The sequence below is a fragment of the Kitasatospora sp. NPDC088783 genome (assembly GCF_044750705.1).
In the GTDB taxonomy this organism is placed as follows: domain Bacteria; phylum Actinomycetota; class Actinomycetes; order Streptomycetales; family Streptomycetaceae; genus Kitasatospora; species Kitasatospora fiedleri.
The window spans coordinates 217,531-244,125 of the sequence record NZ_JBIVKJ010000009.1 but is presented as its reverse complement, the minus strand read 5'-3'; the positions used below and the strand labels follow the sequence as shown (position 1 = coordinate 244,125).

At 73.2% G+C, this 26,595-nt stretch carries 26 protein-coding genes and 1 pseudogene; 17 read left to right on the top strand and 10 right to left on the bottom strand.

The genetic code is table 11. From position 1 onward, the window contains the following. Positions 1–46: 46 nt before the first annotated feature. The 4 genes from ACIP60_RS25240 to hemC all read left to right on the top strand — a co-directional run bounded on the left by ACIP60_RS25240 (position 47) and on the right by hemC (position 4,493). Positions 47–883, top strand: a complete 837-nt coding sequence (locus tag ACIP60_RS25240; RefSeq protein WP_400688028.1) for a hypothetical protein — start codon at positions 47–49, stop codon at positions 881–883. Beyond that, entirely contained in the window at positions 840–2,333 is a 1,494-nt protein-coding gene (locus ACIP60_RS25235; protein WP_400688026.1) for a B12-binding domain-containing radical SAM protein, read from the top strand. The genes ACIP60_RS25240 and ACIP60_RS25235 overlap by 44 nt, the downstream gene beginning before the upstream one ends. Beyond that, positions 2,330–3,427 (top strand): NUDIX domain-containing protein, encoded by a 1,098-nt coding sequence (locus tag ACIP60_RS25230; protein WP_400688024.1) that lies wholly within the window; start codon positions 2,330–2,332, stop codon positions 3,425–3,427. Before ACIP60_RS25235 ends, ACIP60_RS25230 begins: the two co-directional genes overlap by 4 nt. Before the next feature lie 130 nt (positions 3,428–3,557). Further along, positions 3,558–4,493: a hydroxymethylbilane synthase gene (hemC, locus tag ACIP60_RS25225; RefSeq protein ID WP_400688022.1), complete on the top strand. Its 936-nt coding sequence runs from the start codon at positions 3,558–3,560 to the stop codon at positions 4,491–4,493. Between the two features lie 2 nt (positions 4,494–4,495). Here hemC and ACIP60_RS25220 read toward each other — a convergent pair. Both ACIP60_RS25220 and ACIP60_RS25215 read right to left on the bottom strand, forming a co-directional pair. Further along, a pseudogene (locus ACIP60_RS25220) lies at positions 4,496–4,689 on the bottom strand (transposase); the annotation flags it as partial. Between the two features lie 26 nt (positions 4,690–4,715). Beyond that, complete coding sequence (locus ACIP60_RS25215; RefSeq protein ID WP_400688020.1) at positions 4,716–5,903, bottom strand: hypothetical protein; 1,188 nt, start codon at positions 5,901–5,903, stop codon at positions 4,716–4,718. Between the two features lie 351 nt (positions 5,904–6,254). On the opposite strand from ACIP60_RS25215, the gene ACIP60_RS25210 reads away from it, so the two are divergent. Both ACIP60_RS25210 and ACIP60_RS25205 read left to right on the top strand, forming a co-directional pair. Next, positions 6,255–7,001, top strand: a complete 747-nt coding sequence (locus ACIP60_RS25210) for a SpoIIE family protein phosphatase (RefSeq protein ID WP_400688018.1) — start codon at positions 6,255–6,257, stop codon at positions 6,999–7,001. A 4-nt stretch (positions 7,002–7,005) separates the two neighbouring features. Continuing rightward, complete coding sequence (locus ACIP60_RS25205) at positions 7,006–7,149, top strand: hypothetical protein (protein ID WP_400688016.1); 144 nt, start codon at positions 7,006–7,008, stop codon at positions 7,147–7,149. A gap of 141 nt (positions 7,150–7,290) precedes the next feature. Here ACIP60_RS25205 and ACIP60_RS25200 read toward each other — a convergent pair whose 3' ends face one another. From ACIP60_RS25200 to ACIP60_RS25190, 3 genes are all read right to left on the bottom strand, one after another. Further along, a complete protein-coding gene (locus ACIP60_RS25200; protein ID WP_400688014.1) occupies positions 7,291–7,680 on the bottom strand; it encodes a hypothetical protein in 390 nt (129 codons plus the stop codon). Beyond that, positions 7,677–8,348: a hypothetical protein gene (locus tag ACIP60_RS25195; RefSeq protein ID WP_400688012.1), complete on the bottom strand. Its 672-nt coding sequence runs from the start codon at positions 8,346–8,348 to the stop codon at positions 7,677–7,679. Before ACIP60_RS25195 ends, ACIP60_RS25200 begins: the two co-directional genes overlap by 4 nt. Before the next feature lie 177 nt (positions 8,349–8,525). After that, positions 8,526–8,690, bottom strand: a complete 165-nt coding sequence (locus ACIP60_RS25190; protein ID WP_400688010.1) for a hypothetical protein — start codon at positions 8,688–8,690, stop codon at positions 8,526–8,528. Between the two features lie 734 nt (positions 8,691–9,424). On the opposite strand from ACIP60_RS25190, the gene ACIP60_RS25185 reads away from it, so the two are divergent. Both ACIP60_RS25185 and ACIP60_RS25180 read left to right on the top strand, forming a co-directional pair. Beyond that, entirely contained in the window at positions 9,425–10,174 is a 750-nt protein-coding gene (locus ACIP60_RS25185; protein WP_400688008.1) for a hypothetical protein, read from the top strand. A gap of 236 nt (positions 10,175–10,410) precedes the next feature. Beyond that, positions 10,411–10,596, top strand: a complete 186-nt coding sequence (locus ACIP60_RS25180) for a hypothetical protein (RefSeq protein WP_400688006.1) — start codon at positions 10,411–10,413, stop codon at positions 10,594–10,596. Between the two features lie 114 nt (positions 10,597–10,710). On the opposite strand, the gene cas5e is transcribed toward ACIP60_RS25180, so the two are convergent. From cas5e to ACIP60_RS25155, 5 genes are read right to left on the bottom strand one after another with little or no spacing between them, the layout of a single operon-like run. After that, a complete protein-coding gene (cas5e, locus tag ACIP60_RS25175; protein WP_400688005.1) occupies positions 10,711–11,406 on the bottom strand; it encodes a type I-E CRISPR-associated protein Cas5/CasD in 696 nt (231 codons plus the stop codon). Then, positions 11,403–12,584 (bottom strand): type I-E CRISPR-associated protein Cas7/Cse4/CasC, encoded by a 1,182-nt coding sequence (gene cas7e / locus ACIP60_RS25170; RefSeq protein WP_400688004.1) that lies wholly within the window; start codon positions 12,582–12,584, stop codon positions 11,403–11,405. Before cas7e ends, cas5e begins: the two co-directional genes overlap by 4 nt. After that, entirely contained in the window at positions 12,581–13,258 is a 678-nt protein-coding gene (casB, locus tag ACIP60_RS25165) for a type I-E CRISPR-associated protein Cse2/CasB (protein WP_400688003.1), read from the bottom strand. The genes cas7e and casB overlap by 4 nt, the downstream gene beginning before the upstream one ends. Positions 13,259–13,269: 11 nt before the next feature. Beyond that, the gene (gene casA, locus ACIP60_RS25160; RefSeq protein ID WP_400688001.1) at positions 13,270–14,697 is read right to left on the bottom strand and encodes a type I-E CRISPR-associated protein Cse1/CasA; all 1,428 of its coding nucleotides are present in this window, start codon (positions 14,695–14,697) and stop codon (positions 13,270–13,272) included. A 33-nt stretch (positions 14,698–14,730) separates the two neighbouring features. Next, positions 14,731–15,513, bottom strand: a complete 783-nt coding sequence (locus ACIP60_RS25155; protein ID WP_400687999.1) for a hypothetical protein — start codon at positions 15,511–15,513, stop codon at positions 14,731–14,733. 153 nt (positions 15,514–15,666) lie between these two features. Here ACIP60_RS25155 and ACIP60_RS25150 point away from each other — a divergent pair, with 153 nt between their 5' ends. From ACIP60_RS25150 to ligA, 9 genes are all read left to right on the top strand, one after another. Beyond that, positions 15,667–17,193 carry a hypothetical protein gene (locus ACIP60_RS25150; protein WP_400687997.1) on the top strand — a complete coding sequence of 509 codons (1,527 nt, stop codon included), beginning with the start codon at positions 15,667–15,669 and terminating at the stop codon, positions 17,191–17,193. Further along, entirely contained in the window at positions 17,145–18,530 is a 1,386-nt protein-coding gene (locus ACIP60_RS25145; RefSeq protein WP_400687995.1) for a DUF3440 domain-containing protein, read from the top strand. The genes ACIP60_RS25150 and ACIP60_RS25145 overlap by 49 nt, the downstream gene beginning before the upstream one ends. Further along, a complete protein-coding gene (locus tag ACIP60_RS25140) occupies positions 18,517–18,963 on the top strand; it encodes a GNAT family N-acetyltransferase (protein ID WP_400687993.1) in 447 nt (148 codons plus the stop codon). Before ACIP60_RS25145 ends, ACIP60_RS25140 begins: the two co-directional genes overlap by 14 nt. Next, positions 18,960–20,114, top strand: a complete 1,155-nt coding sequence (locus ACIP60_RS25135) for an IbrB-like domain-containing protein (RefSeq protein WP_400687991.1) — start codon at positions 18,960–18,962, stop codon at positions 20,112–20,114. The genes ACIP60_RS25140 and ACIP60_RS25135 overlap by 4 nt, the downstream gene beginning before the upstream one ends. 76 nt (positions 20,115–20,190) lie before the next feature. After that, on the top strand, positions 20,191–20,895 hold the full coding sequence (locus ACIP60_RS25130; protein WP_400687989.1) for a hypothetical protein: 705 nt from the start codon (positions 20,191–20,193) through the stop codon (positions 20,893–20,895). Positions 20,896–21,078: 183 nt separating this feature from the next. After that, positions 21,079–21,570 (top strand): hypothetical protein, encoded by a 492-nt coding sequence (locus ACIP60_RS25125; protein WP_400687987.1) that lies wholly within the window; start codon positions 21,079–21,081, stop codon positions 21,568–21,570. Further along, positions 21,567–22,136, top strand: a complete 570-nt coding sequence (locus ACIP60_RS25120) for a hypothetical protein (protein ID WP_400687985.1) — start codon at positions 21,567–21,569, stop codon at positions 22,134–22,136. Before ACIP60_RS25125 ends, ACIP60_RS25120 begins: the two co-directional genes overlap by 4 nt. 656 nt (positions 22,137–22,792) lie before the next feature. Further along, on the top strand, positions 22,793–24,133 hold the full coding sequence (locus ACIP60_RS25115) for a cytochrome P450 (protein WP_400687983.1): 1,341 nt from the start codon (positions 22,793–22,795) through the stop codon (positions 24,131–24,133). Positions 24,134–24,377: 244 nt separating this feature from the next. After that, on the top strand, positions 24,378–26,432 hold the full coding sequence (gene ligA / locus ACIP60_RS25110; RefSeq protein WP_400687981.1) for an NAD-dependent DNA ligase LigA: 2,055 nt from the start codon (positions 24,378–24,380) through the stop codon (positions 26,430–26,432). Positions 26,433–26,595 lie beyond the last annotated feature (163 nt).

Here is a 26,595-nt window from a genome sequence, read left to right as displayed (position 1 = left end):
TGCTGAGAGGGCAAGCTGTGTGCCACCCGAAGCGAGGAGCGCCACCATGTCCGTCCTGACCACCGAACACCCCGCCTGGCAGAGCGCCGGTCCGGCCGGCGTGCCCACGCGTCTGGTGCGCAGCGGTGACGGCACGTGGCTGCTGTCGTGGGCGTCGGGCGGCGTCGAAGTCGTCTGCGTGGCGGGGGAAGAGAACGACAAGCCGGAAATCATCACCACCGCGGCCGAAGGGTGGGCATCCACGGTCCCGGCCGCACTCGCGGCCGGCCTGTCCGAACTGGGATCGACGCTGCGTGTGGCCAACCCGTGGCTGTGGGACGCGCTCACCACGGCGATCATGCGGCAGGTCGTCCAGGCGAAGACGGCCCGGGACAAGTACCGCACCTGGTGCCGGACCTACGGCAGCGCGGTGGACACCGAGCACGGCCCGCAGTACCTCGCTCCGGCACCCGAACGGGTCCTGGAGCTGACCGACAGCCAGTTCGACTCGGTCAGTGCCGCGTTCAACCGGACCACGCTGCGCGCTGCTGCGAGCGCGTACCTGGAGCGCGGCGCGCACTGGAGCAGGCTGTCGGCCGCGCCGCTGGTCGAAGAGCTGATGACCGTCGAGCGCATCGGCCCGTGGACCGCGGCGGCCGCCGCCGCGGACTTCACCGGCGACTTCACGCACTACCCGCACAACGATCTGGCGGTCCGCACCTGGGCCGCCCGGATCGCCCCCGATCAGAGCTGGCCGGCGCTCAAGAACGGCGCGTTCGAGACGTACTGGCGCCGCCTGGCCGGCCGGCAGCCGGGGGCCCTGCACACCCTGACCCTGACCACACTCACCTGGGGGGCCCATGCCCGAGACGACCAGCACGGAGGCACCGCAGCACGACCTTGACCTGATCGCCGGGGCCGACCCCGGCCGCGTCCTGGACGCGGTCTTCGTCAACGCACCCCTGCGTGACTACGCGGTGCGGCCCCGCGTCAACGACTACACCCTCCCGGTGCTCGGCATGGCCTACATCGCCACCTACGCCCGCACCAAGGGATTCAACGTCGGCGTGCTGGACGCCGAGGCGCACGGTCTCGGCATCCAGCACACCGCGGAGATCATCAACACGCTCAAGCCGCGCTGGGCCGCGTTCAACCTCCTGGCGCCGACCTACGCCATCTCGGCACGGATCGCCGCCCTCCTCGACCCGCAGATCATGCTGATGGCCGGCGGCCACCACGCGAAGGCCGCCCCCTGCCAGGTGCTGGAAGACCCGCGCTTCCAGCACCTGGCCGCCCTCATCATCGGCGAAGGCGAGACCCGGGTTGCCGAACTGCTGGGAGACCACCGCCGCCGCACCAGCCTGCCGAAGGTGATGTGGCGAGATCGCCTCCTGGGCACCATCGCCACCGGCGTCCACCACGGAAACCCGGAACGGTGGCTGTCCCCGGACCTCGACGCGCTGCCCTTCGTCGCCCGCGACTTCCTCCCCCAAGACCCCTACCGGGCCGGCGACGGCCGCCTCGAGGCCAACCTCGTCTGCTCCCGCGGCTGCCCGTACGAGTGCACGTTCTGCGGCGCGGCCGCCAGCACGAACCCCGAGGTCAAGATCAGGCCCCGCGCCCCGCACAACATCATCGCGGAGATGGAAGAACTGCACTCCCTGTACGGGGTCAGTGCGTTCCGGGCCGTGGACGACCTGTTCCTCGGTGCCCGCCGGGTGATCCACCCGGCCATGGAGGCCTTCGACCGCGCCGGCATCGGGGACTGGGCCCGCTGGGACGCTACCGGCCGGATCAACGTCCTCAACCGGGAGCCCGACACCATGCTCACCACCATGGCCGGCTGCGGCCTGCGGGAGGTGGCGCTCGGCATCGAGTCCGGCTCCGACCGGATCCTGGAGCAGATGGACAAGCGGATCACCGCCGAGATGACCGAGCGAACCACCCGGCGGCTCCTGCAGCAGGGCATCAACGTCAAGGGCTACTTCATCCTGGGCTTCCCCGGCGAAACCCGAGCCGACGCCGACGCCACCATCCGTCACATCCACGACCTGTGGAAGCTCTCCGACCACCACCCGGGCACCTTCCGCGCCTCGGTGTTCACCTTCCGCCCCTACCCCGGCTCCCCGGTCTGGGACCACCTGGTGAGGCAAGGCTACGACCCCGTCCAGATGCAGACCTACAGCGACGTCGACCTCACCGACCACGGCGCCGACGAGGCGATGCGCGGCCGCGACGAGTTCAACTTCACCACCGGCCTGCAGTTCGGCGAACTGACGCCCCACGAGCTCAACCGGCACCTGGCCGACCTGTCCCGCCAGCAGTTCGAACGCAGCCAGGCAGTGACAGCGTGACGGCCGGACCAGGCACGTTCATCACCATCGACGGACCCGGCGGCACCGGCAAATCCACCGCCATCCCCCACCTCGCCACGGCACTCCAGGCCGCCGGCCACACCATCCACACCGCCACCCAGCCCTCCAAGACCCCCTACGGCGCAGCCGTGCGGCAGGTAGCCGCCGAGATGACCGGAACAGCGCTCGCCCTCGCGGTGGCCGCCGACCGGCACCACGCCCTGGCCACCGAGATCCGGCCCCGGCTCAACGCCGGACACACCGTGCTGCTCGACCGCTACCTCCCCTCCACCCTTGTACTCCAACGCATCGACGGAGTTCCCCTGGAACTGCTCCTCGCCATCAACGCCGGCATCGACGTGCCGGACCTGGCCGTCATCCTGACCGCCGACGAAGACACGATCCTGCGCCGCCTCGCCCACCGCGGCACCCGGCACCGCTTCGAGCTGGATGCCGCGGCCACCCGCCGTGAACTGGACCTCTACACCGAAGCGACCTCCGTCCTGACCGGACTCGACTTCCCAGTCCTCACCATCGACACCACCCGCCTCACCCCCGAAGGCGTTGCCGCCCGGATCGCGCACGCGCTCCCGGCCCCTACCGACACCAACACCCCCATAACAGTTAGAGAGTTCATGAGCACCACCTCCCCTGCCCAGGTCCGCCGCCCGATCGTGGACGTCCACGTGCACGTCAGGGACGGCGACAAGATCCTGCTCTCCCAGCGCGGCGGCCCCTACGGCCACGGCCAGTGGCACGCCCCGTCCGGGAAACTCGACGCCGGCGAGACCCCCGCTGCCGCAGCGGCCCGAGAACTCGAGGAGGAGACCGGCCTGACCACCGACCCCGCCGCCCTGCGCCTCATGCACACCGTCATCCACCACCAGGGCGACGGCACCCCGGACCGGATCGGCTTCTTCTTCGAGGCCACCACCTGGTCCGGTGAGCCGCAGAACCGCGAGCCGGCCAAGTGCCTGGATCTGCGATGGTTCGCCATCCACGACCTCCCCGAAGACCTGATCCCCTACCCCGCGGCGGGCCTGTACGGCAGCCTCACCGACCCGGGCGGCCTCACCTACCACAACTGGCCGTAGCACCCCGCAGTACCGGCCCCTGCGCGGCATCGGACCGCGGATACGCCAGTGGGCGGGACGTGTTCACGTCGATGTGCTGGGCGCCCGGGCTGTCCGCAGAGGATAATTTCTGACGGTCTATCATTTCGACATGGCCCCTGCCGAGTTGGTCCGCATCGTCTCCCGGTCCTCGCCCATGGCACTCGCCCAGGTGGAGCGCGTCCGAGCCGCGCTCGCCGCGCTCCACCCGGGCATCCGCACCGAGGTGGTACCCGTCACCACCTCCGGCGACCGCTGGATGGGCGACCTCGCCGCGCTCGGCGGGAAGGGCGCTTTCACCAAGGAGGTCGACGCCGCGCTGCTCGCGGGGGAAGCCGACCTCGCGGTGCACTGCCTCAAGGACGTCCCCGCCGACCGCCCGCTGCCGGCCGGCACCATCTTCGCCGCCCACCTGGAGCGCGACGACATCCGCGACGCCCTCATCCACCCCGGCGGCCTGACCCTCGACCACCTCCCGCCCGGAACCCGGATCGGCACCTCCTCGGTGCGCCGGATCGCCCAGCTCGCCGCCAGCCACCCGCACCTGGCCACGGTGCCGGTCCGCGGCAACGCGAACAGCCGCCTGGCCAAGCTCGACGGCGGCGAGGCGGACGCGCTGCTGCTGGCCGTCTCCGGCCTGGAGCGCATCGGCGCGGCCGACCGGATCACCGAGATCCTCCCCGTGGAGACGATGTGCCCGCCGATCGGCGCCGGCATCCTCGCCCTCCAGACCCGCGAGGACGACACCGCCACGATCGACGCCGTCACCGGCCTCAACCACCCCGGCACCTGGCGCGAGGCCGCCGCCGAGCGGATGTTCCTCCACGTCCTGCAGGGCCACTGCAACTCCCCGATCGCCGGCTACGCCAAGCTCGAGTCGGACGGCCGCCTCTCGCTGCGCGGCCGCGTGTTCACCCCCGACGGCAAGCGCGTGCTGGACGCCCACGAGTGGGCCGGCTCGCTGAGCCCCGAGGACCTTGGAACTTCGACCGCCCTGGCCCTCAAACGCCAGGGCGCCACCGAACTGATCACCGCGATCCTGCACTGATTCTCGACGGCCAGCCGGAACACCGCGCCTTCGCGGAGGGGCAGGTCGCCGTCGTGGTCCAGCCAGGCCGCGCGGCGCGACAGCCGCGGATGGGCCCGGCCCCCAGGCCCGCATGACGGCGGTGCCGTAGTGCGGTCGCAGTGGTGGTCACCGCCCGGTCCGAGCGGAGCCGGCCGAGGACCTGCACCGGCAGGTCGCCGGGCTGGACCCTAGATCAGCAGGTCACCAGGCCCGGCCCTTGCGGATCTCGGTCACGGTGTCGCGGTGCACGCCGAGATGGTTGGCCAACTCCGTCCAGGTCGGACGGCCGCGGCCGTGGCCGTAGAGCTTCTGCTTGTCGGCGCGGCGGATCGCGGCGCCCAAGACGGCCTCGCTGCTCGCGGCTTCGTCCAGCATCACCCTGCGGCGCAGGGCCTGGTAGGCGATCAGCGCCTCGGTGTCGGCGGCCTTCTCCACGGGCGGCAGCCGGTGGAAGTGCGTGGCGAGGATGCCGGCGGCCCGCAAGCGGGCGGCGTCACGGCCCTCGACGGTGGTCAGCTCGTGCTCCCGGTCGCCGAACGCGGCGACGACCGCGTAGGTGTCGCTGCTCGACTCGATGGGCGCCGCACGGACGACCTGCGTCCGGTCGAGGCTGGTCCAGTCGTAGGCGCGGTCCTGCGCGAACTGGTAGTAGGAGGCGACGTTGTGCGCGAAGGCGGTGCGGGCCGCGGCCTCGTCGTCGAACAGCGCGTAGGACGGGTTGACGGGGTCGCTGTTCTCGACGGCGAGAACCCACCGGCCGCCCGCTTCGGCCAGGGCGATGCCGCCGAACTCCTCCGGGTACCAGGCGTCGGCGTCCTCGACTTTGAAGGACCGGCAGAACTCCTCGACGCCCTCCTTGGAGGACAGGGCTAGGCGGATGCGGACCTCCAGCATGTGCTCCGCGAGTGCGGCGCGGGCGGCGGCGGGCACCGCTTCATCCTCGACCGTTCCCTCGGCCAGTTGGAGCGCGCCGCCGACGGCCTCTTCGGAGGTGGCGCAGTCCCGCCAGGAGATATCCCCGTCGGTCCGCCAGACGAGGAGGGTGTCGTCCCCGTACTCGGCGTGGCCGACGGTGGCGATCAGGAACTGCCCGCTCTCCCACAGGAAGTCGCTGCCGCCGCGGTCGACGGATTCGGCGCAGGTGCGTACCAGGTCGGCGAGTTCGGTGCCGAACAGCGCCTTCGCCTCGGCCTCCGTGTCACACAGGACGGTCTGTTCGGCGTAGTGCCAGATCCAGGGACCCGGCCCGGTCTCGGCGAGCACCATGTCGGGGACGTAGTCGCCGGCCATCGTGCCGACGTCCACGTGCCAGAGTGCGTCGGCGGTCGGGTCCTCGGTGTCGAAGCCGAGTTCCGCAGCTTCGGCGCTGTCGATTTCGCGTGTGGCCATGATGACTCCAGATTATGGATGACGGATAATCCGTCATCGACCAGGTTAGTCCAGGCAGGGTCGGATGTCCACGAGGGGTGACGGATGATCCGTCACCCCTCGCGGAGTGCCGGTCTGCGCGCGGAGGTACTGTCCCGCTGCTGGGCTCCGAACGGGGCCGGGCGGTGTACGGCGCACAAAGGACGCCCGCCCGGGCCGATGGGTGGAGGACGCCCGGGAACTCCTGCTCACCCTGGGCATGTGGGCTGGCGAGCATCTCGCCCGCCTCGCGCAGTGGGACAAGGCCCGGATTTTCGCCGTCACCGCCCGCCTCGGCCGGACGGGCGCCCCTTCCACTATCGAGGAAACATCATGACCACCATCACCGTCGCCACCGCCACCCTTGAGGGCACCGCCGGCCCGCTCGCCGACGGCGTCGCCCACTTCACCTCCGCCAGCAACGGCCAGAGCGCCTTCGTGGTGATCGACGGCATGGGCCACGACCCCGCCATCGTGGACCTGGTGCCGGCGATGGCCAGGAATGCCGCTCGGGCCGGGGCCCGCAAGGGCGCGGTGTCGGGCCTGCTCGCGGCCGGGGAGGATGTTGCCGACCCCGGCCCGCTCACCGACGACGAGAGCCGTCCCGACGCCGTCGGCGCGATCGTTGTCACCCGCCCCGACGGCAGCGTCGAGGTCGCCTGGACGGGCGACACCCGGGTCTACCACTGGAACGGCCGGGTGCTCACGTTGTGGACGAGCGACCACAATTTCGCCGCTTACCTCAACAAGTCGGTGGGCACGGCGCAGAGCGTGCCGGTCGGGGCGCTCGCCGACATCGTCACCCTCACCCTCGCCCGGATCAGCGCCTACGCGGTCCCCCTGATGTGCAAGGCCGCTGGCGGGCTGGTGATCATCGCCAGCGATGGCGCGTACGGCCAGCACGACGCCGAGGAGCCGCAGCGGTCCCTGCCCGAGTACCAGGCCGAGCACTTGGCCACCCTGGTGCGCAGGCACCAGGACAACCCGCAGGCGCTGGTGGAGGCGATCGTGGCCGGCGCTCGGCCGGACGCGGACGGCTACCGCGACGACGCGACCGCCTTGGTGGTCGCCTGGACGTGATCCGATGGCGTACATCGCGGCGACCGACGAGCTCACCAGCGCCGCGTTCGCCGACGCGGTGCTCGCGGTGGTGGCTCTGGCTCTCCACCACGCCGCCACTGAGCAGGCAGCGCAGGCCGCCGCGGACCTGGCCGAGGAAGCTGGGTGAGCGGCCGTTACCCGTCCGCAGGCCCGTTGCCGCCTACGTGCGGGAGCGGGGCCGTGACCGATGCGAGCAGCAGCGGGCCGCTGGCGAGGCGCCCTGGGCCGCCGCGCATCTGGGTGCGCCCGGCCGTGTCGAAGCAAGCCTTCACCTCGCGGCAGGTGTTCTCGTTGGCGGCGGTGGCACGGGCAGGAGCAGCAGCGCCGCCTCGGACTCCGGCGTGGCGTTTTGGGTCAGCAGGTGGCGGATGTGGTCCAGTGCGTCGAGGGTCAGCTCGACGCGGCAGATGGCCTCTTCGGGGAAGACGGCGGGCCAGGTGTGCTCCCAGCCGGTGGCCTTGAGGAGGGAGGGCGTGCGGAGGGTTCCCCGGTGCCAGGCCATGGCGGCGTCGAAGTGCTCGGCGACCTGCTGACCGTTCACCACCACCCCGCGGTCGCGCAGGCGTTGGACAAGCACCCGGGCCGTCCTGCGCTGGGCGGGGGTCAGCGGGGAGCGGAACGGGTCCGGCGTGGAGGCGACGTAGGGCGCCACGGTCACACCCCTTCGTCGTAGTTGGCGTCCAGGGCCGGGAGCGGGGCCGGGCGCAGGATCTCCCGGACGGTGGCCGGGCCGGTGCCGATCGCGGTGGCGACCTCGTCCTCGGGCAGGCCGGCGGCCACGGCCGCCTCCACCAGCCACCGGCGGCGCTCGTCGGTCCGGCGGGGGTGTTCGGGGCCGTCGCCGCCGTAGCGCTCGCCCCACGCCCGGGTGGCGAGGTCGGCCCAGTGGGTGCCCGGCGCGCCGTACGGGTCGGGGTCGGTGAAGTGGTCGGGGCAGCGGGTGCCGGGCCCGGCGGGCGCGGCCTGTGGGCAGGCCGGGTGTCCGCACAGCTCGGTGATCCAGATCCCGGACGGTGCCCACGGATCGCCGCCGGCCTGCAGGCGCCGCCCGTCGCCGGGCGAGGCGAGCACGATCCAGCCGGACGCCGACTGGCCGTCCTCGACCTCGAACGGGCCGTCCGCTCCCTCGCCCTGGGCCCAGTGGCGGCAGATGTGTCCGGCCACCGCGAGGGCGACCAGCGGGTGCCAGCGGACCGTACGGCCGCGGGAGGCGGGCAGGGTGTCGGGGAGGGGGAGGAGGACCGGGTCGGGCGCGCCCCCGGCGCCGGGGCGGTCGAGGGACCGGGTCGCGAGACCGATCAGATCCCGGGTCAACACGCTCTGCACTACTGCCTCCTGAAGGCACGTCGAAGCGCCGCGTGGTCGCGGCGCCGGCCCGGCCGGGCGGCCAGGCATCCCTCCAGGGACGATGATCCGGGCGGCGCGGGGGCCGCCCGGGTTCAGCGTAGCGGCTGCGGCGGCTCGCCCGCAGGCTTGGGCAGTTCTCCGGGCCCCGGGCGTCGGTCACGGCGCGTCGAGGGTGTCCAGTTCCCCCGGTACGCCCGGTCCGTCGCACGGGCAGTACAGGTCGGGGCAGTAGCAGCCTCCGCACTGGGGGCAGGGCTCGTCGCCGCAGGAGGCGCACTCGGCTGCCGGTGTCGGCGGGGGGAGGTCGGTCCATCCGGTCACGGGGAAGCTTCCTTGGGTGGTGGTGCCGTGAGGGGGTCAGAGGCGCTTGAGGAACAGCGCCACCCCGACCTGCCGTCCCGGCAGGTGTCGGCGACGGCGCGCCGCCAGCGGAGCGTCAGGGAGTGCAGGTATGAGTCTAGGCGGCCGGCCTCCAGGGTCGCGAAGTTCCCGGAGTGGCTGCGAGCAAGGCATGCCAGCCGCCGGGCCGCCTCCGCCGCATGGCGCGCTGGGTCGCGGTGAGGGAGGAGCTCGGCGACGCCTACGAACCTGCGGAGGGGGACGAGCCCGGAAGCGGCGATGACGAGTCTGCGGAGGACTGGGTCAGGTCCGACGTCGAGCCCGGGGGAGGGGCTGGGCCGGGTCGGGTGCCGACGATGCCGCCGCGCCTCGCTCGCCGAGGTCGACCGCCTGCGCATCAGGGCGAAGGCCGCCTGCGACGCACTGGTGGCAGAAGCCGGCGCCTACCTGGCGACCGCCGCCTGATAGGCGGCCAGGTCGCCCCCCGGGCTCGCCCGTTGCCAGCCCTGCCACAGCACCGTGCGGCCCTGACGGACTGCCATCATGGTGTCAGGGCGGCCGACCACCCGGTGGCGGTCGCCGATTGGCCACTTTCTCCCCGCGAACGCGGGGTCGTTCCGGCGCCCCCTCGGGCGTCCTCTCCCTGCACTGTGCAGGGCTCCACCCGGGATTCACCACGGGTGTGTACCCCTGTCACCTTCCGCGAGGAGCCGTCGATGTTCAAGAGCACTGCCACCGGAGAGATCACCTCTGCCGTCACCGCGGCGTTCCCCGGGCTGCGGCAGGTCGCCCCACCCGCGTGGGGCTCCGGGCCGGCCGAGGTGCGGATCGACCGGGACCTGACCGCCCGCTACGCCTGCGGCGAGTTCACCGTGTACGTGAGGGTCGGTCAGGCCGACCACCTTAGCGGCGATCCGGAGGACGAGAGCCTGCAGCGGCGAATCGACGCCCACGCCGACATGCTGATGCCGACGCTGCTCCCGGTCGAGTTGCCGACCGGCGAGTGGGTGGTGCCGACCCCTGTGGCACGGGTGCACTACCCGGTGGCGTGCATCGCGGCGGCCGACGCTCTGACCGCGCCCGCGTTCGCTGATGCGGTGCTCGCGGTGGTGGCCCAGGCCCTTCACTACGCCGTCGCCGTCGCTGGGCAGGCCGCGCAGGCCGCCGCGGACCTGGCCGAGGAAGCCGGGTGGGTGGCTGAGTGCCCGCCCGGCAGGCCCGTTGCCGCTTACGTGCGGGAGCGGGGTCGGGAGCGCGACAGGGCCCGACGCGAGCAGCAGTGGGCCGCGAGCGAGGCGCGCTGGGCCGCGGTGAGGGAGGAGCTCGGCGACGCCTACGAGCCTGCGGAGGGGGCCGGTCCCGGGGGCGACGATGACGAGTCCGCGGAGGACTGGGTCAGGTCCGATGTCGAGCCCGGGGGGAGGGGCTGGGCCGGATTTGACGGCGAAGATCCCGCCGCGTTGTAGCCCGACGCCGCCGGTACGGACCGGCCGCTTCGAGAGGCCGACACAGCGCCCAGGGGGTTCCGCGGGGCCCGGAACCGCGCCGTGGACCGCCTTGGCCTGCGTCGGCGAACGCGTCGGCAGGGAGTTCGAGGCTGGGCGGAGCGGTCGTTCACGCCGGGCCGGGTGGAGGGGGCGTCCGGTGTCCCGGGATCGGTGAAGCCCGGCGCGGCCTGTTCCTGACGGGGCATCATGGCGGCATGGACGACCTCACCCCCGCGCCGGGGGACACCGCCCGTCTCGACCAGCTCGGGGCCCGGGTGCGCGATCTGGATGCGCAGGCCCGCGGCCGAATCGAGGAAGCGGGCGCGCGGGTGCTTGAGAGCCCGACGCCCGAGGCGGCCGGGGAACTGCTCGCTGTGCTGCGGGCCGCGGGGATGGAGTAGGACGCCGGCTCGGCCGGGGCCGTGGCGGGAGGGCTCCGAGGCGGGGCCGGGAGTAAACGCCTGTGCCGGGCCGCGCTGTCGGCGCGGCCCGGCACAGGGAGTGCTGGTTGCGGGTCAGTCGAGCTGGTCGAAGAAGATCGCGAAGGGGTCGTGGGCGGGCTCGGCGGGTTCGCGGGGGAGCGGGACGGTGGTGGCGGTGACGGGTCGGGCGCGCAGGCGGCGGTGGTGGTAGTCGAGGGGGTGGTCGCCGCTGTGGTGGGTGGGGCGCTGTCCGGGGCGGGTGTCGGTGTGGACGGGCAGGGTGTGCGGCTGGCCGTGGCGGCGCCGGTACCAGGGCGCGGCCTGCCAGGGGGTCACCTCCAGGGCTTCTTCCAGGGTGAGGTCGTGGCGGACATCGAGGAGGACGGGGCGGCTGGGCACGCAGGAGCGGCGGCCGAGGGCGGGCGCGTAGACGGGGTTGCGCAGCGCGTCGGCTATGGCGCCGATGTGCGCGCGGTCGCCTTGGACGGCGGCGGTGAACACCGCGTCGGCGAGGTAGTAGCGGTCGGAGACGGTGCGGGTGCGGTTGCGGCCGGGGGCGGTGTGGAAGTCGCGCAGCAGGGTGCCGGGCTGGTCGGTGCGGACCCCGAAGCGCAGGGCGGCGAGGCGGGCGAGGCCGGCGGTGTCGGTGCGGGCCAGGCCCTGGGCGGCGCCGAGCAGGCCGGTGACGGCGGACTTGGTGGGCATGGGCTGGGTGTCGCGGCGGCCGGTGGCGGTGGGGCCGCCCCAGGACTGCATGGGCCCGGCGAGGACGAGGAGCAGGGTGCTCACGCGGCGGCCCCGGCAAGGTGGTTGGCGGCGGCGGCGGTCGCGGCGCCGGCCAGTTCGTCCAGGGTCGCCATCCGCGTGCCGAGCGGCTCGGCCGGTTCGGTGGCGTTGCCGACGCGCAGCAGCCAGGAGGCCACGAGGCCGCCGTAGGCGGCGTCCCGCTCGGCGGCGTGCTCCGCCAGCGCCTGGCAGGCCGGGCGGATGTGGCCGCCGGCGGCGGGGTGGACGGGCTCCTCGAACGCCGCGGCGTAGGAGGCGGGTTCGGTGCGCAGCTGGGCGAGGACGACTTCGGGCTTGGTGTGGGGGGCGGTGCCGCTGTTCTGGCCGGTGGGCATGGAGGAGGTGAAGGCGGTGATCCAGGCGGCGACGGCGCGCTCCAGCGGGGTGCGCCCTTCGGTGTGCTCGGGCAGGCGGCCGAGGTTGGCGGCGAGGGCGTCGAGGTTGAGGCTGGCGTAGCGGTAGAAGGTGGTGGAGTTGAAGCCGCGGGTGCCGATCATGGTGGCGGCGGCCTGGCCGGCGAGGTCGTCCAGGGCGGTGAAGTAGTCGAGTTCGGCTTCCAGGGCGTGGACGCCGATGGCCTGGGCGACCTGGACGGCGGCGTCGACGCTCAGCTCGGGGCTCTCGGCGACCATGCGGCCGAACAGGGCGATGTCGACGGAGTGGGCGGTGGCGGCGAGGTGCTGGGCGCGCTGGCCGTTGGTCTTGTGCTTGAAGAACGCGGCCGGGTCGGCGCCGGCTTCGGCGGCCAGCGCGGCCAGGGCGTCGAGCTGGGCGGCGGACAGGAACGCCAGCGCCTTCGCGGTGGGCAGCTCGGTGCCGCTCGCGCTGGAGCGCTTGGGCTTGTCCAGGGTGATCCCGGCGGCGGTGACCGTGTGCTGGGCCGCGAGGGCGCGGGCGGCGTCGTCGAGGCCGGGGGTGAGGAGGGCCAGGCGGTCGGCGACGGCGGCGGCCAGGTGCACGGTGCGCACGCCGAGCTCGGCGGGGTCCAGGAGCTGGGCGAAGTAGGTGCGGGTGGCGCGCTTCCACGCCTGGCTGGAGACGCGGGCGCGCTCGACGCCGCCGAACTGGGCGCTCTTGGGGGCGCCGGTGTCGTCCCGGTTGACGCCGTGGGAGGGCAGGGTGTGCAGCAGGTGCAGGTCGAGGAAGCGGGCGCGGCGGCCGGCGGTGGTGGCGGTGTTCACGGGGTGTCCTTCGCGATGGTGACGGCGGTGACGGTCTCGGGGTCGGTGCTGCTGTCCGGCCGGGGGGCCGGGCGGGTCTCGAAGAAGCTGGTGCTCCAGCGGCGCTGGACTGCGCGACGGCCCCCGGGCAGGCGCCAGCGGGTGAGCTGGACGGCCAGTTCGGCGTAGTCGAGCGGCACGCCGCCCTCGCGCAGGCAGCGGACCAGGGGGCGCAGCGCGGTGGTCGGCAGGCCGGCGGGCGCCATGCGGGTGAGCTGGGTGAAACGGGGGGTGAGCGAGGCGTTGTCGCCGGCGTGGGCGAGGCGGCTGAGGGCGCCGCCGAGGTCGAGGGAGGTGTCGGTGCGCCCGGGGCGGGGGGTGCGGTGCATCCGCTTGCGCTGGGACTGCTGGTGGTGGGCCCACAGGGTCAGGGCGGTGGTCGCCGCGTTCAGGGCGTGGCGCCGGGGGTCGTCGTCGGGCGCGGTGTCGGGGGGAAGGAGCGGGTCGACGCGAAGGTAGGACCAGGCGGTGGGGGACAGGACGCCGTCGTTGCCGGTGCGGCGCAGGTGGGCGAGGGCGGCGGCGCCGTCGGGGGCGTCGGCGAGGTAGCGGTTCAGCAGGCGGTCGATCTCCGCGTCGGTGGTGCGGCGGACGAGGTCGAGGACGGTGTCGGGGTCGGGTTGGCGGGGGTGCACGGGGTTCCTCTCTAGGCGGTGGTGAGCTGGTGGACGGCGGCGGCCTGCGTGAGCGGGGTGGCGCCGAGGTGGCGGGCGATACGCCGGCGCAGGGCGTCGTCGAGGGCCGCCTCGAAGGCGGGGCGGTCCAGGTCGTGCAGGTACAGGTCCCAGGCGGTGCGGACGCCGGGGTCGGCGGCCAGGTCGATCCGGTCGCCGCCGGGCAGGCGGGCGTCCTCGGCGAGCTTGTGGATGCGGTGGCGCAGGGCGGCGGCGCGGCGGGCGGCGGCGAGCAGCTGGTCGCGGACGGCCGGATCGGCCAGGTGCGCGGCCGGGCCCAGCGGCAGCAGGGGCGCGAGGACGGCGCTGATCGCGGCGCGGTGGGCGGTGGTGTGCTCGACGCGGTGGAAGCGCAGCGCCAGGACGGTTTCGGGGGCGACGGCGGAGCGTTCGCAGGCGTCGACCAGGTGCGCGATCACCGGCGCGGCGGCGGTGCGGTCGCCGCCGGGCAGCGCCAGGACGGCGGCCCACGGCGCTTCGAAGCCGCGGTCGCGTCCCCGGCCGTCGCGCCCGCGCAGGTCGAAGCGGGCCCCGCTGGGGGAGGTGGCCGCGCACGGGTCCGCGGCGCGCACGGCCGCACCCGGGTCGGCGGTGCGGTCCCCGTCGTGCAGGGCCAGCGCGGCGACGTGGCCGCCGCCGTCGGGCATCAGCCGCACCCTGCGAGTGGGCCAGGTCCGCAGATCGAGCCGCCCGGCGGGCTCCCGCTCCCGCCCGGCCGCCGCAGGGGGCGGCTGCTCCCAGGCCGGCCGGTCGCCCGCCGCCCGGGGGCCGGGCGGGTTCATCAGCAGCAACAGGTCCTTCAGCGGAGCGCCCGCCGGTTCGACCGTGACGTGGGTGGCGCAGCTGAGCAGGCCCGGGTGGGAGCCGTACACCTTGCCGCCCTTGGTCCGCGGGTCGCCGGGGTGGCCGGACTGGATGCCGCCGGGGTGCACGCCCTGCAGCACGAGCAGGGCGAGCGCCGCCTCGGCCGGGGCGAGCGGCCGGGCGGGGCCGAGCTGCGCCCAGTCGAACAGGGTCGAGGCCGTGCCGGACCAGGAGCCGGCCCGCAGCGCGTGGCTGTCCCGGTTCGCCGCGGTGAGCAGGGCGCACTGCCCGAAGGGCCGCTTGGGGTGGAAGAGGTCGAACGCGTCGCGGTGGCGCTCCAGGTAGGAGGTGATCGCCGCGCCGTCCAGGACGGGGCTGCGCCACTGCGCGTCCCACCGGGCGGTGGTGTCGGTGCCGGCGGCGGCTTCCAGGACGGCGGCCAGCAGGCGCAGCAGCACGGCGCGTTCGGTGGGGTCGGTGGTGGCCAGGTGCAGGCGGTGGGCGTGGGTGAGGGCGTCGGCGATGTTGACGTGGCGGTGGTCGGTGCCGTCCAGGACGGGAATCCACGGACGGGCGGTGAGGTCGAATTCGGGCACGGGGCCTTCTCGGGTCGTAGCCGGCAAGAGGGTTCAGGCGAAGCTGAGCAGGTAGTCGGCGTCCTCGCTCCAGCGGTCGCAGTGGTGGCAGACCTTGCCGGGGATGCCGTTGCTGTCGTGGCGCTCGACGACGCCGCGGCGGGTGCCGCACTCCGCGCAGCTGCCGCGCTTGACCGGCGGCTCGGGGTCGCTCTTGTCGTCGGCGGGGCAGGCCGGCCAGTGCTCGACGGCGAAGCGGTCGCCGTCGGCCGGGCGGACCAGGTGGCCGCGGCGGGCGGCGACCGGGCGCTCGCACCGGGAACAGCGGGGCTCGTAGCGGCGGTTGGGCCGCTGCACCTCCTCCAGCAGCAGCGGCTCGGCGGCCGGGGCCTGCTCGGCCAGGGCCTTGGCGATCTGTGCCCGCACGGTGGCACCGAGGGCGGTGGCGGCCTTGGCGAAGTGCCGCGGCCCCCACAGGACTTCGGTGGTCCCGTCGGCCCGTACGCGGGTGAGGGTGACGGTGGCGTCCTCGGTGACGTAGGTGCGGCCGGTGCGGAAGTTCCGGTCGGTACCGGTGGCGTTCTTGTCGACGACCAGCAGCAGCGTCCCGGCCGGGCAGGCGACGGTGTCGCCCGCATACAGCCGGGTGCCGGCCGGCGCCTGCCCGCCCGGCGCTGCGGGACCGGTGCCCATGGCGGCCAACCGCCAGCTGCCGGGCCGGCCGCCGCCGGGGACCGGCGGGACGGTCAACCGGACCCACCCGCCGGGGACGGGGCCGGTGGTGACGGCCCGCCGGTCGGGTGCCGAACCCTCAGTGGGGTCGGTGCTGCTGTGCATGGTAGTTCCGTTCAACTTGCTTTCCCTAAAAGGAAAGTGATGGGATGTCAGTTTTTCATCGACTCGCGGCTAATCGCAGGATTTGTTACGATTAGCGGTCGCGGATGAAGCTCTGGACTCGCCGCTTCATGATCACTGCTAGGGAGCGGGCGAATGCACTCCGCTACGGCCATCGTGTCGGCCGCCACTGACAATCCGGCCGCCCGCGCCTCGGAGGCCGTCGTCGTCCAGGTCCCGTCCGCGGGCGCGGACACCCTCACCTCCTGGGCCCGCCTGGTCACCGCCGTCGCCCCCGGCATGGACACCCAGGCCCTGGACGGCCACTGGCTCACCCCCGACTCCCTGGCCGCCCTCCCCGCCGGCGCCCTGTTGCTGACCGCCGACCAGCACCCCGGCCGTCAGTGGCGCATCACCCTGCTGCGCGCCGACCCCGACGCCGACAATGGCCTGACCGCCCTCGCGCACTGGGCCCGCCGCACCCCGCTCGGCCCCCAGCAGCTCAACGCCGTCCGCGCCCACCTGGCCGCCGACGCCGCCGGCCACACCATCGCCGCCACCATCACCGCCAACCGGCACCCCGGCCGCTGCCACCGCTGCACCCGGCACGTGGCCGCCCGCACCGGCTGGTTCCACCGCGGACCGGACGGACACCTGCTCACCCACCGCCCCGGCGACTGCCCGCCCCCCGCCGAGACCGTCGAGCCCAACACCTACCCGGGCCGGTGCCTGCTGTGCGACGGCTGGGTCGACGCCGGCGACGGCCGCGCCGTCCTCCTCGATGCCGCCCCCGGCCCCCTCACCGCCGCCCCGGCGGCCCGCCGCGCCCGCTACGCCCCCGAACACCGCACCTGCCCCGCCACCCCGGTACCCGGCCCCCTCACCACCGACGACCGCTGGTGCGCACACTGCCGCCGCCGTATCCACCCCGGCCAGGGCCACCGCCTCCCCGACCGCACCCACCGCCACACCACCTGCCCTGACCACGCTCCGGGACCGCTCTGGCTGGTCCGCCGCCCCGCCGCCGCCCTCCTCGCCCCCGGCGCCACCACCACCGTCCGCCTGCGCCCCCGCCCCGGCGAGCCGCCCGTCCCCCAGCACGCCCCCGGCGCCCGCGTCCTGGACGAGAGCGGCTTCGCCGAGCTCATCGCCACCGTCGAGGACGCCACCGACCCGGACGGCGACGGCCGTACCCTGGCCCTGCTGCGCCCGGCCACCTGGGACGAGGCGATCCCGCTGCTCGTGGAGCGCGCCGACCTCGACCTCGACGCCGCCCCTGTCGCCTCGCAGTACCGGGCCGTCTGGCAGCGGGAGCGGATCTGCGGCGACGCCCCCTGGCTGGCCGAGATCACCGGCCACCACCCCCGCTACGGCCTGCAGCGGACCTTCCTCCCGGCGCGGCGCGGCTACGATGCGCTCCAGGACCGGTACGGATGGCGCGGCGTGCAGTACCTGTGGACGCTGCGCACCAACCGGGTCTACGAGGCCGGCTGGCCGGTGGACCCGGTCGATCCCGCCTGGCGCAGCATCCGCCGCACCGGCGCCCGGACCCGGGTCACCGCCCAGGAGCGATCGCTCCTGCGGGTGACCGCGCAGGGCGACATCGAACGGATCAGCAGGGAGCAGGCAGAGGCGTGGCTGAGGAACACCGCCGGGACGGCGACACCGGAGGCACGACGGTGACCACCTCCCAGGCCCCCGGCGCCGCCCCGCCCCCGCAGAACCCGGCGCTGCTCCCGCAGCCGGCCCGGCCGCTGCGGGGCGGCAAGCGGGCCACCGGCCGCAGCGTGTACGAGGAGACCCTGCGCCGGGTGCGCCGCGCCTTCGCCGACTTCCCGAACGTGTACGTGAGCTTCAGCGGCGGCAAGGACTCCGGGGTACTGCTGGAGATCGCGGCCAACGAGGCCCGGCGCCTGCGCCAAAAGCTCGGCGTCCTCATCGTCGACCTCGAGGCCGGCTACCGGGCCACCGAGGACTTCATCCGCACCATGCTGGAGCGGCACGCCGACGTCCTGGAGCCCTACTGGGTCTGCCTGCCCCTCAACATGCGCAACGCCGTCAGCAGCATCGACCCGCAGTGGACGTGCTGGGACCCCGAGGCCCGCGACAAGTGGGTCCGCGAGGTGCCGTACGGGGCGATCACCGACCCCGAGTTCTTCGACTTCTACGCCAAGCACACCGCCGCGAACGTCACCGCGGCCGGCGGCCGGTACATGGAGTTCGAAGAGTTCACCCCGGCCTTCGGGCACTGGTACGCCGCCCGGCACGGGAACCGGCTCACCGCCTGCCTGGTCGGCATCCGCTCCGACGAGAGCCTCAACCGCTTCCGCACCATCGCGACCCTGAAGAAGAGCACCCACGAGGGCCTGCGCTGGACGACCCTGGTCAGCGACGGCCCCTACCTGTACAACGCGTATCCGATCTACGACTGGCAGACCCGGGACATCTGGATCTTCAACGGACGATTCGGGGCGCCGTACAACAAGGTCTACGACCTGATGCACCAGGCCGGGCTGACGATCCACAGCATGAGGCTGTGCCAGCCCTACGGCGACGACCAGAAACTGGGGCTGTGGCTCTACCACATCCTGGAGCCCCGCACCTGGAGCCGCGTCGTCGCCCGGGTCAGCGGCGCGAACTTCGGCGCCAAGTACTCCACGAAGACCGGCAACATCAGCGGGCGGATCACCATCACCTGCCCCGACGGCATGACCTGGCTCGGCTACGCCCAGTACCTGCTAGGCACGATGCCGGAGCAGACCGCCGATCACTTCCGCAACAAGATCGCCCGGTTTATCTTCTGGTACTCCACCCGCGGCTACCCCGACGGCATCCCCGACGAGGGCCCGATGGACAAGCAGACGCCGTCCTGGAAGCGCGTGTGCAAGGCCCTACTCTCCTTCGACTACTGGTGCAAGGAGTTCGCGATGGCCCCGCCCGCCAACGCCAAGTCGTACGAGAAGCACCAGGCGCGCATGCGCGCCAAGCGATTGGAGTGGAAGTTCGATGGCACACTCTGACCGGCCCGCGGCCGTCGAGCTGACCGTCCGCACCAACACCGACCCCGGCTTCTACCAGGTCATGGGCCCGCACCTGGCCTCCCACACCGTCCACAAGGCGCTCGGCGGCCCGCCGTGGGACGAGGACGGCAAGGTCTGGGTCACCGCCGGCGCCGACGGCGAGCCCGCGCTCGGGTTCGTCGGCGTCGTGCTCCTGAAGAACGGCACCGGCCGGGTCGAGTCCCTCTACACCGTGCCCGACCGGCGCGACACCGACCTCGCCCAGCGCCTGGTCGCCGCCGTCGTCCAGGCGGCCGGCCCCCGCCGCCTGCGCGCCGTCGTGCCCCCGCAGTTCGTGGGCGCCTACACGGCGGCCGGCTTCGCCACCACCGCCGTCCCCGACAAGTACGCGCGGATGCACCGCGACCCCGACCCCACGGAGCAGCCGACGTGAGCGCCGAGCAGACCGGCCTGGACCAAGTCCTCGCCGACCAGACCGCCGAGAGCATCCTCCAGCAGGCCGCCGACCTCTTCGCACGGCTGCAGGAGCTGCCCGACGAGCAGCGCATCGACACCATCAACGCGCTCAAGCTGCTCCTGCGCCCCCACTCGCCGATGCGCGACCAGCCCGTCGACTGCGTGCTGTGGGTGCCCGCCGAGCAAGTCCGCGGCAACGACTACAACCCGAATAGCGTGGCGCCGCCGGAGATGGAGCTGCTGAAGCTGTCCATCGAATCCGACGGCTTCACCCAGCCGATCGTCACCTGGCGGCAGGACCCCGACCAGGAGCGCTACGAGGTGGTCGACGGCTTCCACCGCCACCTCATCGGCCGCAGCGAGGGCCTCGCCGCGGCGCTGCACGGCCGCCTGCCGGTCACCGTCATCCGGCCCGACCGCTCCGACCGCTCCGACCGGCAGGCGTCCACGATCCGCCACAACCGCGCCCGCGGCGAGCACTCCGTCGAGCCGATGAGCGAGATGGTCAAGGACCTCCACCTGCGCGGCAAGAGCGATGAGTGGATCGGACGCGAACTCGGTATGGACCCCGACGAGGTGCTGCGCCTGCGCCAGGTCAGCTCCCTGGCCGCGTTCTACTCGGCCGAGGAGTTCAGCGCTGGCTGGGAACCCGACGCCTTCACCGGCACCGACCGCACCGATCCGCTTCCCCCGCGGAGCCCCTCCCGCCCCGAGAACAGCGAGACGATCGGCCGCCTCACCGCCTACCTAGTGGAGCTGCCGGACGAGCCGCCCGCCTACACCATCGCCCTCGACGGGCAGTTCCTGCCGGGCGCGTACGCCGACCGGGCGGCGGTCCTGGTCGCCTACGGCGTCTTCCTCGGCGGAGAGAAGCACTTCCCCCTCGACGACCTCAAGGTCCACTCCGCCGACACCCGGGAGGCCGGGCGGCCCACCACCGTGGCCGACGTCGAGAACCACGCCCGCAGTAAGGGCCTGAGCGTGCCCGGCCTCGCCGACCTCCCCGGCGACTTCGCCGACGAGGACGCGCGCCTGGTCGCGTACGGCATCCTGCTGGGCGGCGGCACACCCGACCTCGCCGACCTCCCCGCACCGATCACCCTCGCCGCCATCGAGACAGCCGCCTGACCCCGGGCCGACCGGGTACGTCGGCATCCGCTGACATGATTGCACGGTCCCCTGGTTGGAGAGGAGCCGTGAGCAAATGGACTGGAGCGAAGTCGCCGATGCGCTGGACGCGCGTGTCGACCTGACCCGTTCCGCATGGTCGGCTGCCGAAGAGGCGGATGATCGCCTCGCCCGGGAGAACCCGAAGGAAAATGGGCATGACAGGCGGGCGGTGCGTGCGGCCATGGCTCTGAGCAGGGCCAGCGATGCGGCACTTCTGTCCTCGGCCCGCTGGTTGCTGCAGCGCCGAGCAGATGGGCGTTCCGCACCGCGGCGGCTTCTGTCCGGCCGCCTCCTGCCCGGCCGAGTCACTCCCGGCTGGTGGTGTCGGGCGGTTTTCCGTGATGACGCCGGAATCTGGAGACTCATCCCGGACGCTGGGCCGGAAGAGCGAGTGGGGCTCTTCGGCAGCGACGCAGCGGTGCTGGGTGTCACTGGACAAGCCCTGCTTCTACAGGCCAGCCTGCAGGGGTATCTCGCACGCGACGACTACTACGAGGCCTACGTCAGTACCGGACGTCTCGAGACCTTCGGCCAAGGGCCGTCCGTTCCTGCCGCTCCAGGACTGAGCCCGAAGGCGAACTTGAAGCTCTGGACCTCCCTCAGGCCCGGGCTCGGCATACGCGTGCGCGCCGACATGACGGACGCGTTCGACCAGGCATTCCTGAACCAGCATGCGGTGTGGGAGCGAGCCAGGGACTACGCCGCAGCGGTGGCCGAGCTCCTCCGTCGAGCGAACTGACCGCCCCGGCCAGAGTCCTGAACGGGCTCTGAGCGGCGCTGCCTTCCCACGCTGCTCCGGCTGCGCCCGAGACGCCCCGATCAGCCGGTGGCAGGCCGTGGCGGAAACGCCTGTGCCCGCACGTGCCGAAGTGCCTACAATCCAGGGCGCAGACCGGTCGCAAGTCAGACAAGGGAGTAGACCGTGACGGACTCGATTCAGCGGGCTGGCATCCGCGAGCTCGTTCCCGGACCCGAAGAGCAGGCCGACCTGGTCAGCTTCCGCCAGTTCGCCAGCGACCCCGCGAATCACGCCCCTCGCACGGCACCAGCCAGGCGCCCTGCCGCTCCGACGGCCGATCCGGCCGGAGCAGCGCCGCCGGTCATCGACGAGACGACCGGCAGAGTCCGGGTGATGGGCGGCCAGTGCACCACGTGCATCGGCCGGCGCGGCAATCCCGCAGGGCTGGATCCCGAACGGCTTGGCCAACTCGCCGGCTGCCAGGGTGACGGCACGTTCGATGAGGGCCACACGGTGTGCCACAAGACCCTGCCCGGCAACCCGGACGATCTGCCCGCCGCTGTGTGCGCCTGGTTCGCCAGCCACGCCCAGGCCGGCCCCCGATCGCTGGTGATGCGTCTGGCAGCCTCCCGCGGCGTCATCGAGGTGCATGAGCCCAACCCGATCCGGAGATGAGCGGCGAGCAGGAACTGCTGCGTCGGGTTGCCGTCTTCGCCGGACTCCACGTAGGTCCGGAAGGGTGGCGCTACCGGTCTTTCGCCGCCGCGATCCTCGACCTCGGAATCCTGTTCCCGGCCGCGCCATGGCCCGGCAGGCGCCCGCAGCGAGCCCCTGGGCGCTGCTTCGACGCAGCCACCGAGTACGCCGAAGCCACCGGGGCGATCTACGTCGAAGGGTTCGCCTACGCCCCCGCGCTGCACCAGTGGCCCGTCTTCGAACACGCCTGGTGCCTGGAGCCGGACGGCGCCGTAGCCGACCCGTCGCTACCGGACGGGCACGCCACCCACTACCTTGGCATTCCCAACACCCACGCCTTCCGGCGTGCCGAGCAGACCCGCCGCCAGTGCGCGCCGCTCCTCGCCGACGCCCCCCACGACTTCCGCACTCCGCCGAACGAGCAACTCCTGGAACACGGTCTGCCGACAGAGGCGATCGCGCTGCTCCCCGTTCCGTCCCGCGCACCGGGGCAGACGGAACACCTCGGTCCCCTCGCCTCCGACGAGGGCAGGCCGCAGCTGTGAACGGCTCCCCCAGCAGGCCGGGCCGAAGCCGCACCACGGAACGGAAAGCCGAAACCTGGGAACTCAGCCGGGACGGTCAGGACCACTGACCCTTCCGAGCCCGGCGCCGAAACGGACCGGACGGCCTGCGGCAAGGCCCTTCAGCCGCTGGACCGGCGGCTGATCCCGAAACGCTTCAGCGCCCGGATTCCGGCGAAGACCAGCCGCCGCCGTGCGACAGCGGCGCCGGCACCGCCGACCGGGTCGCGAAGAACCTCCTCACCCGGCCCCACACGCGGCCTTCCGCGCAACAAGCCTCGGACGGCGGCGGTCCGCGAAGCCGTCAGCACGCCGCCGTAGGGTGACAACCGGGGAATGCGGCACCACCTCGACCGGCTGGCCCTCAACGCCCCCGAGCGGCCGCGGGCCACCGTCCCGCCCATGTCCTCGCCGACCGCCGCTGCCGCGCACCGCTCTTCGACGACGCTCGCCTGCTCCCGGGCGCGGTCTCTGTCCACAGGCGACCCGGATGAGGATCCTCTCGCACGTCCAGCCACGACACCCGTCGGACGCCGCCGAACCAGCGCCCCACCCACCGCGGCAGTGCCAGGCCCCAGCCCTTCGCGCTGCCCAACCGGATACCACCACCCCCTGGCCACCACCCCCAAGGAGACGGCATGACATCCCCCCTCGCCGCCATCCCAGTCGCTCCCGGCCGCCTGCCCGGCATCGGCCACGGCCTGGCCATGCGCCGCGACCCGCTGGCCTTCCTCTCATCCCTCGCCCAGTACGGCCCGCTCGTCCGCATCTACCTCGGGCCCAGGCCCGTCGTCGTCGCGGCAACCCCCGACCTCGCCCGGCACGTCCTCGTCACGGACGCGAAGTCCTTCCACAAGGGCAGGCTCTTCGACAAGATCCGGCCGGTCATGGGCAACGGGCTCATGACCAGCAACGGCCGCTTCCACCGGCAGCAGCGTCGCCTCATCCAGCCGGCCTTCCACCGCGAGCGCGTCGCCGGCTACATCGACGTCATGAGCAGCCTCGCCCGAGACCTGGCCGACACCTTCGAAGACGGGCAGACGGTCGACGTCCGCGCCGAGCTCAACGACACGATGATCACCATCCTGGGGCGGACCCTGTTCGCCACCGAACTCGGCAGCGCCGCAACCCGGCAGGCCCAAGCGTCCATGCCCGTCCTCCAGGACACCATCGCCCGCAGGACCATGTCCCCGATCCCGTTCCTCGAGAAGCTCCCCACCCCGGCCAACCGACGCTTCGAACAGGCGACCGCCCAGATGCGCGGCATCCTGGACAGGGTCATCGACGAGTACCGGCAGGAGGGCGTCGACCGCGGCGACCTGCTCTCGCTGCTGATCGCCGCGCGTGACGAGAACGGCGAAGCGATGCCCGCCGAGCAGATCCGGGACGAGCTCGTCACCATCTTCGCGGCCGGGATGGACACCACCTCCGACACCGTGGCCTGGGCCCTGTACGAGTTCGGCCAGCACCCCGACCTGCAGGAGCGGGCCTATGAGGAAGTCCACCGGGCCGTGGGCGCCGAAGCGGTCACCGCCACCGACGTGCCGCAGATGCTCTTCCTGCAGCACGCGGTCAAGGAGGTGCTGCGCGTGCACCCGCCGGCCAACCTCCTGATGCGCAAGGCCATCACCGACGTAGAACTGGACGGAATCCGGCTTCCCGCCGGAACCGAGGTCATGACCAGCCCCCTCCTCTTCCACCACGACCCGGCCCTCTACCCCGACCCGGACCGCTTCGACCCGGACCGATGGGGACGACCGGAGACCACAGCCATGCCGCGCACCGCCTACCTGCCCTTCGGCGCCGGTGCCCGGCAGTGCATCGGCGACGTGTTCACCACCACCCAGGCTGTCGTCGTCATGGCCACGCTGCTGGCCCGCTGGCGGCTCGAACCCGCTCCCGGACACGTCGTCCAGCCCATCCACGGGGTCACAGTGTCACCGGGCAAGGTCCTCATGACCCTCCACGCCCGGTCCTAGCCTGGCGCAGGAGCCCCGAACAACTGACCACGCCGGTGGTGGCCCGGTCACTGACGGGCCACCACCGGCGCGGCCCGGGTGCCCGGATGGCCGCGCCGCGCCGAACGCGCAACGCGGCCAGAAGGCATGCCGCCCGCCGGAAGGGCTGCCTCTGCCTGCCGGCCCCTCATTTCGCACCGGTACGCCCGGCCAGGCGCAGCAGCCGCTCCGCGGAGCTGTCACTGCCGCGCGGGATCATGCCGCCATGACATCACCTGCCGAAGCCCTGTCCACCTCCGATGACTACGCCGCCGCCGTGGCCACCGCTGTGGCGGCTTCCGCCGCCTACTACACCGACGGCAGTTCCCCGCTGGGGGACGACGAGTACGACGCGCTGGTGCGGGAGATCGAGGCGTACGAGCGGGAGAACCCGCAGGAGGTGCTGGCCGACTCGCCGACCGGCAAGGTGGCCGGCGGTGCGGTGGTCGGCGACGTGCCGCACAGCGCGCCGATGCTCTCCCTCGACAACGTCTTTTCCGGGCAGGAGCTCGCGGACTGGGCAGCGGGCCTGGAGCGGCGCCTGGGCCGGCCGGTGGCCGGGTGGTGCGTGGAACCGAAGCTGGACGGGCTGGCGGTCGCGGCCCGGTACGAAGGAGGTGTGCTGCGGCGGATGCTGACCCGCGGCGACGGCCTCGCGGGGGAGGACATCACGCATGCCGCCAGTGACGTGCTGGGTCTGCCCGCGGTCCTCGCGGAGCCGGTCGACGTCGAACTGCGCGGCGAAGTACTGCTGACGACGGCCCAGTTCGAGGAGGCCAACCGCATCCGGCTGGCGCACGAGGCCTCCCCGTTCGTCCATCCGCGCAGCGGCGCGGCCGGTACGCTACGGGCCAAGGATCGCCCCTACCGGATCGAGTTGACCTTCTTCGCCTACAGCGCGGTCGGTCTGGACGAGGGCCTCGGCCACAACGCGCTGCTGGAGCGCCTGGCGCAGCTCGGCGCGAACACCGCCGTCAGCACGGCCGCCGCCCCGCTGCGCTGCGAGAGCATCGAGGAGGTGCAGCGGCGGATCGAGGAGATCACCGCGCTGCGCCCCCGACTCCCCTTCGGCATCGACGGCGTGGTGGTGAAGGCCGACGCGGCGGCCGACCAGGCGCAGGCCGGTTCCGGCTCCCGGGCGCCCAGGTGGGCGGTCGCCCGCAAGCTCGCGGCCGAACACAAGACCACTCGGCTGCTCGAGGTGGAGTGGGCGGTGGGCCGTACCGGCATCATCGCGCCGCGCGCCGTCTTGGAGCCTGTGGTGATCGAAGGTGTCACCGTCACGTATGCGACCCTCCATAATCCGGCCGACATCACCCGCCGCGGCCTGATGATCGGCGATCAGGTGTTCGTCTACCGCGCGGGGGATGTGATTCCGAGGGTGGAGGCGCCGCTGGTCGATCAGCGCACCGGTGGCGAGACGCCGATCGTCTTTCCCGAGGTCTGCCCGCGCTGCGGCGACGAGGTGGACCGCTCGGAGCAGCGCTGGCGGTGCGTGCGGGGCCGCAACTGCCAGGCGGTGGCGTCGATCATTTACGCGGCCGGCCGCGACCAGCTCGACATCGAGGGGCTCGGCCGCACCCGCGCCGTCCAGCTCGTGGAGAGCGGCCTGGTGGCCGACATCGCCGACCTGTTTACCCTGACTCGCGAGCAGCTGCTGGGGCTGGAGCGGATGGGCGCCACCAGCGCCGACAACCTCCTCGCGGCGATCGAGACAGCCCGCGGAGCGGCGCTGAACCGGGTAGTGGGCGCACTGGGCGTGCGGGGCACCGGCCGGGCCATGGCGCGGCGGATCGCCGCGTACTTCGGGTCGATGGCCGCGATCCGGGCCGCCGACGCGGAGACCCTGGCGATGGTGGACGGCATCGGAACCGAGAAGGCCCGGGTCATCACCGCCGAGTTGGCCGAAATCGCGCCGCTGCTCGACAAGCTGGCCGCGCAGCGGGTCGGCGTCCAGATCGGTGAACCCCAGCGAGCCGTCAGCACGACCGAGGGGGCTGCCGCCGCCTCTACGGGGGCAGCGGGACCGCTGACGGGCGAGGCTGTCGTGGTCACCGGCAGCATGACCGGCGTGCTGGCCGCGCTGTCCCGCAACGAGATGAACGAGCTGATCGAGCGGGCGGGCGGCAAGGCATCCTCCTCGGTCTCCAAGCGCACCACCGTGCTCGTCGCCGGAGAGAAGGCCGGTTCCAAGCGGGCCAAGGCCGAGGAGCTCGGTGTCCGCATCCTCGCCCCCGAGGAGTTCGCCGTCCTCGTGGCCGACTACATCCCGGTGTCCTGACTCCGGCAGAAGGCCCCGGCCCACCACGGTGCACAGCGTTGGGGGGCCCCCCCCCCCGGGGCCCCCCCCCCCGGGGGGGGCCCGCCCCCCCCCCCCCCCGGGGGGCCCCCCCCCCCCCGCCCGGGGGGGGCCCCCCCCCCGGGGGGGGGGGGCGCCCCGCCGG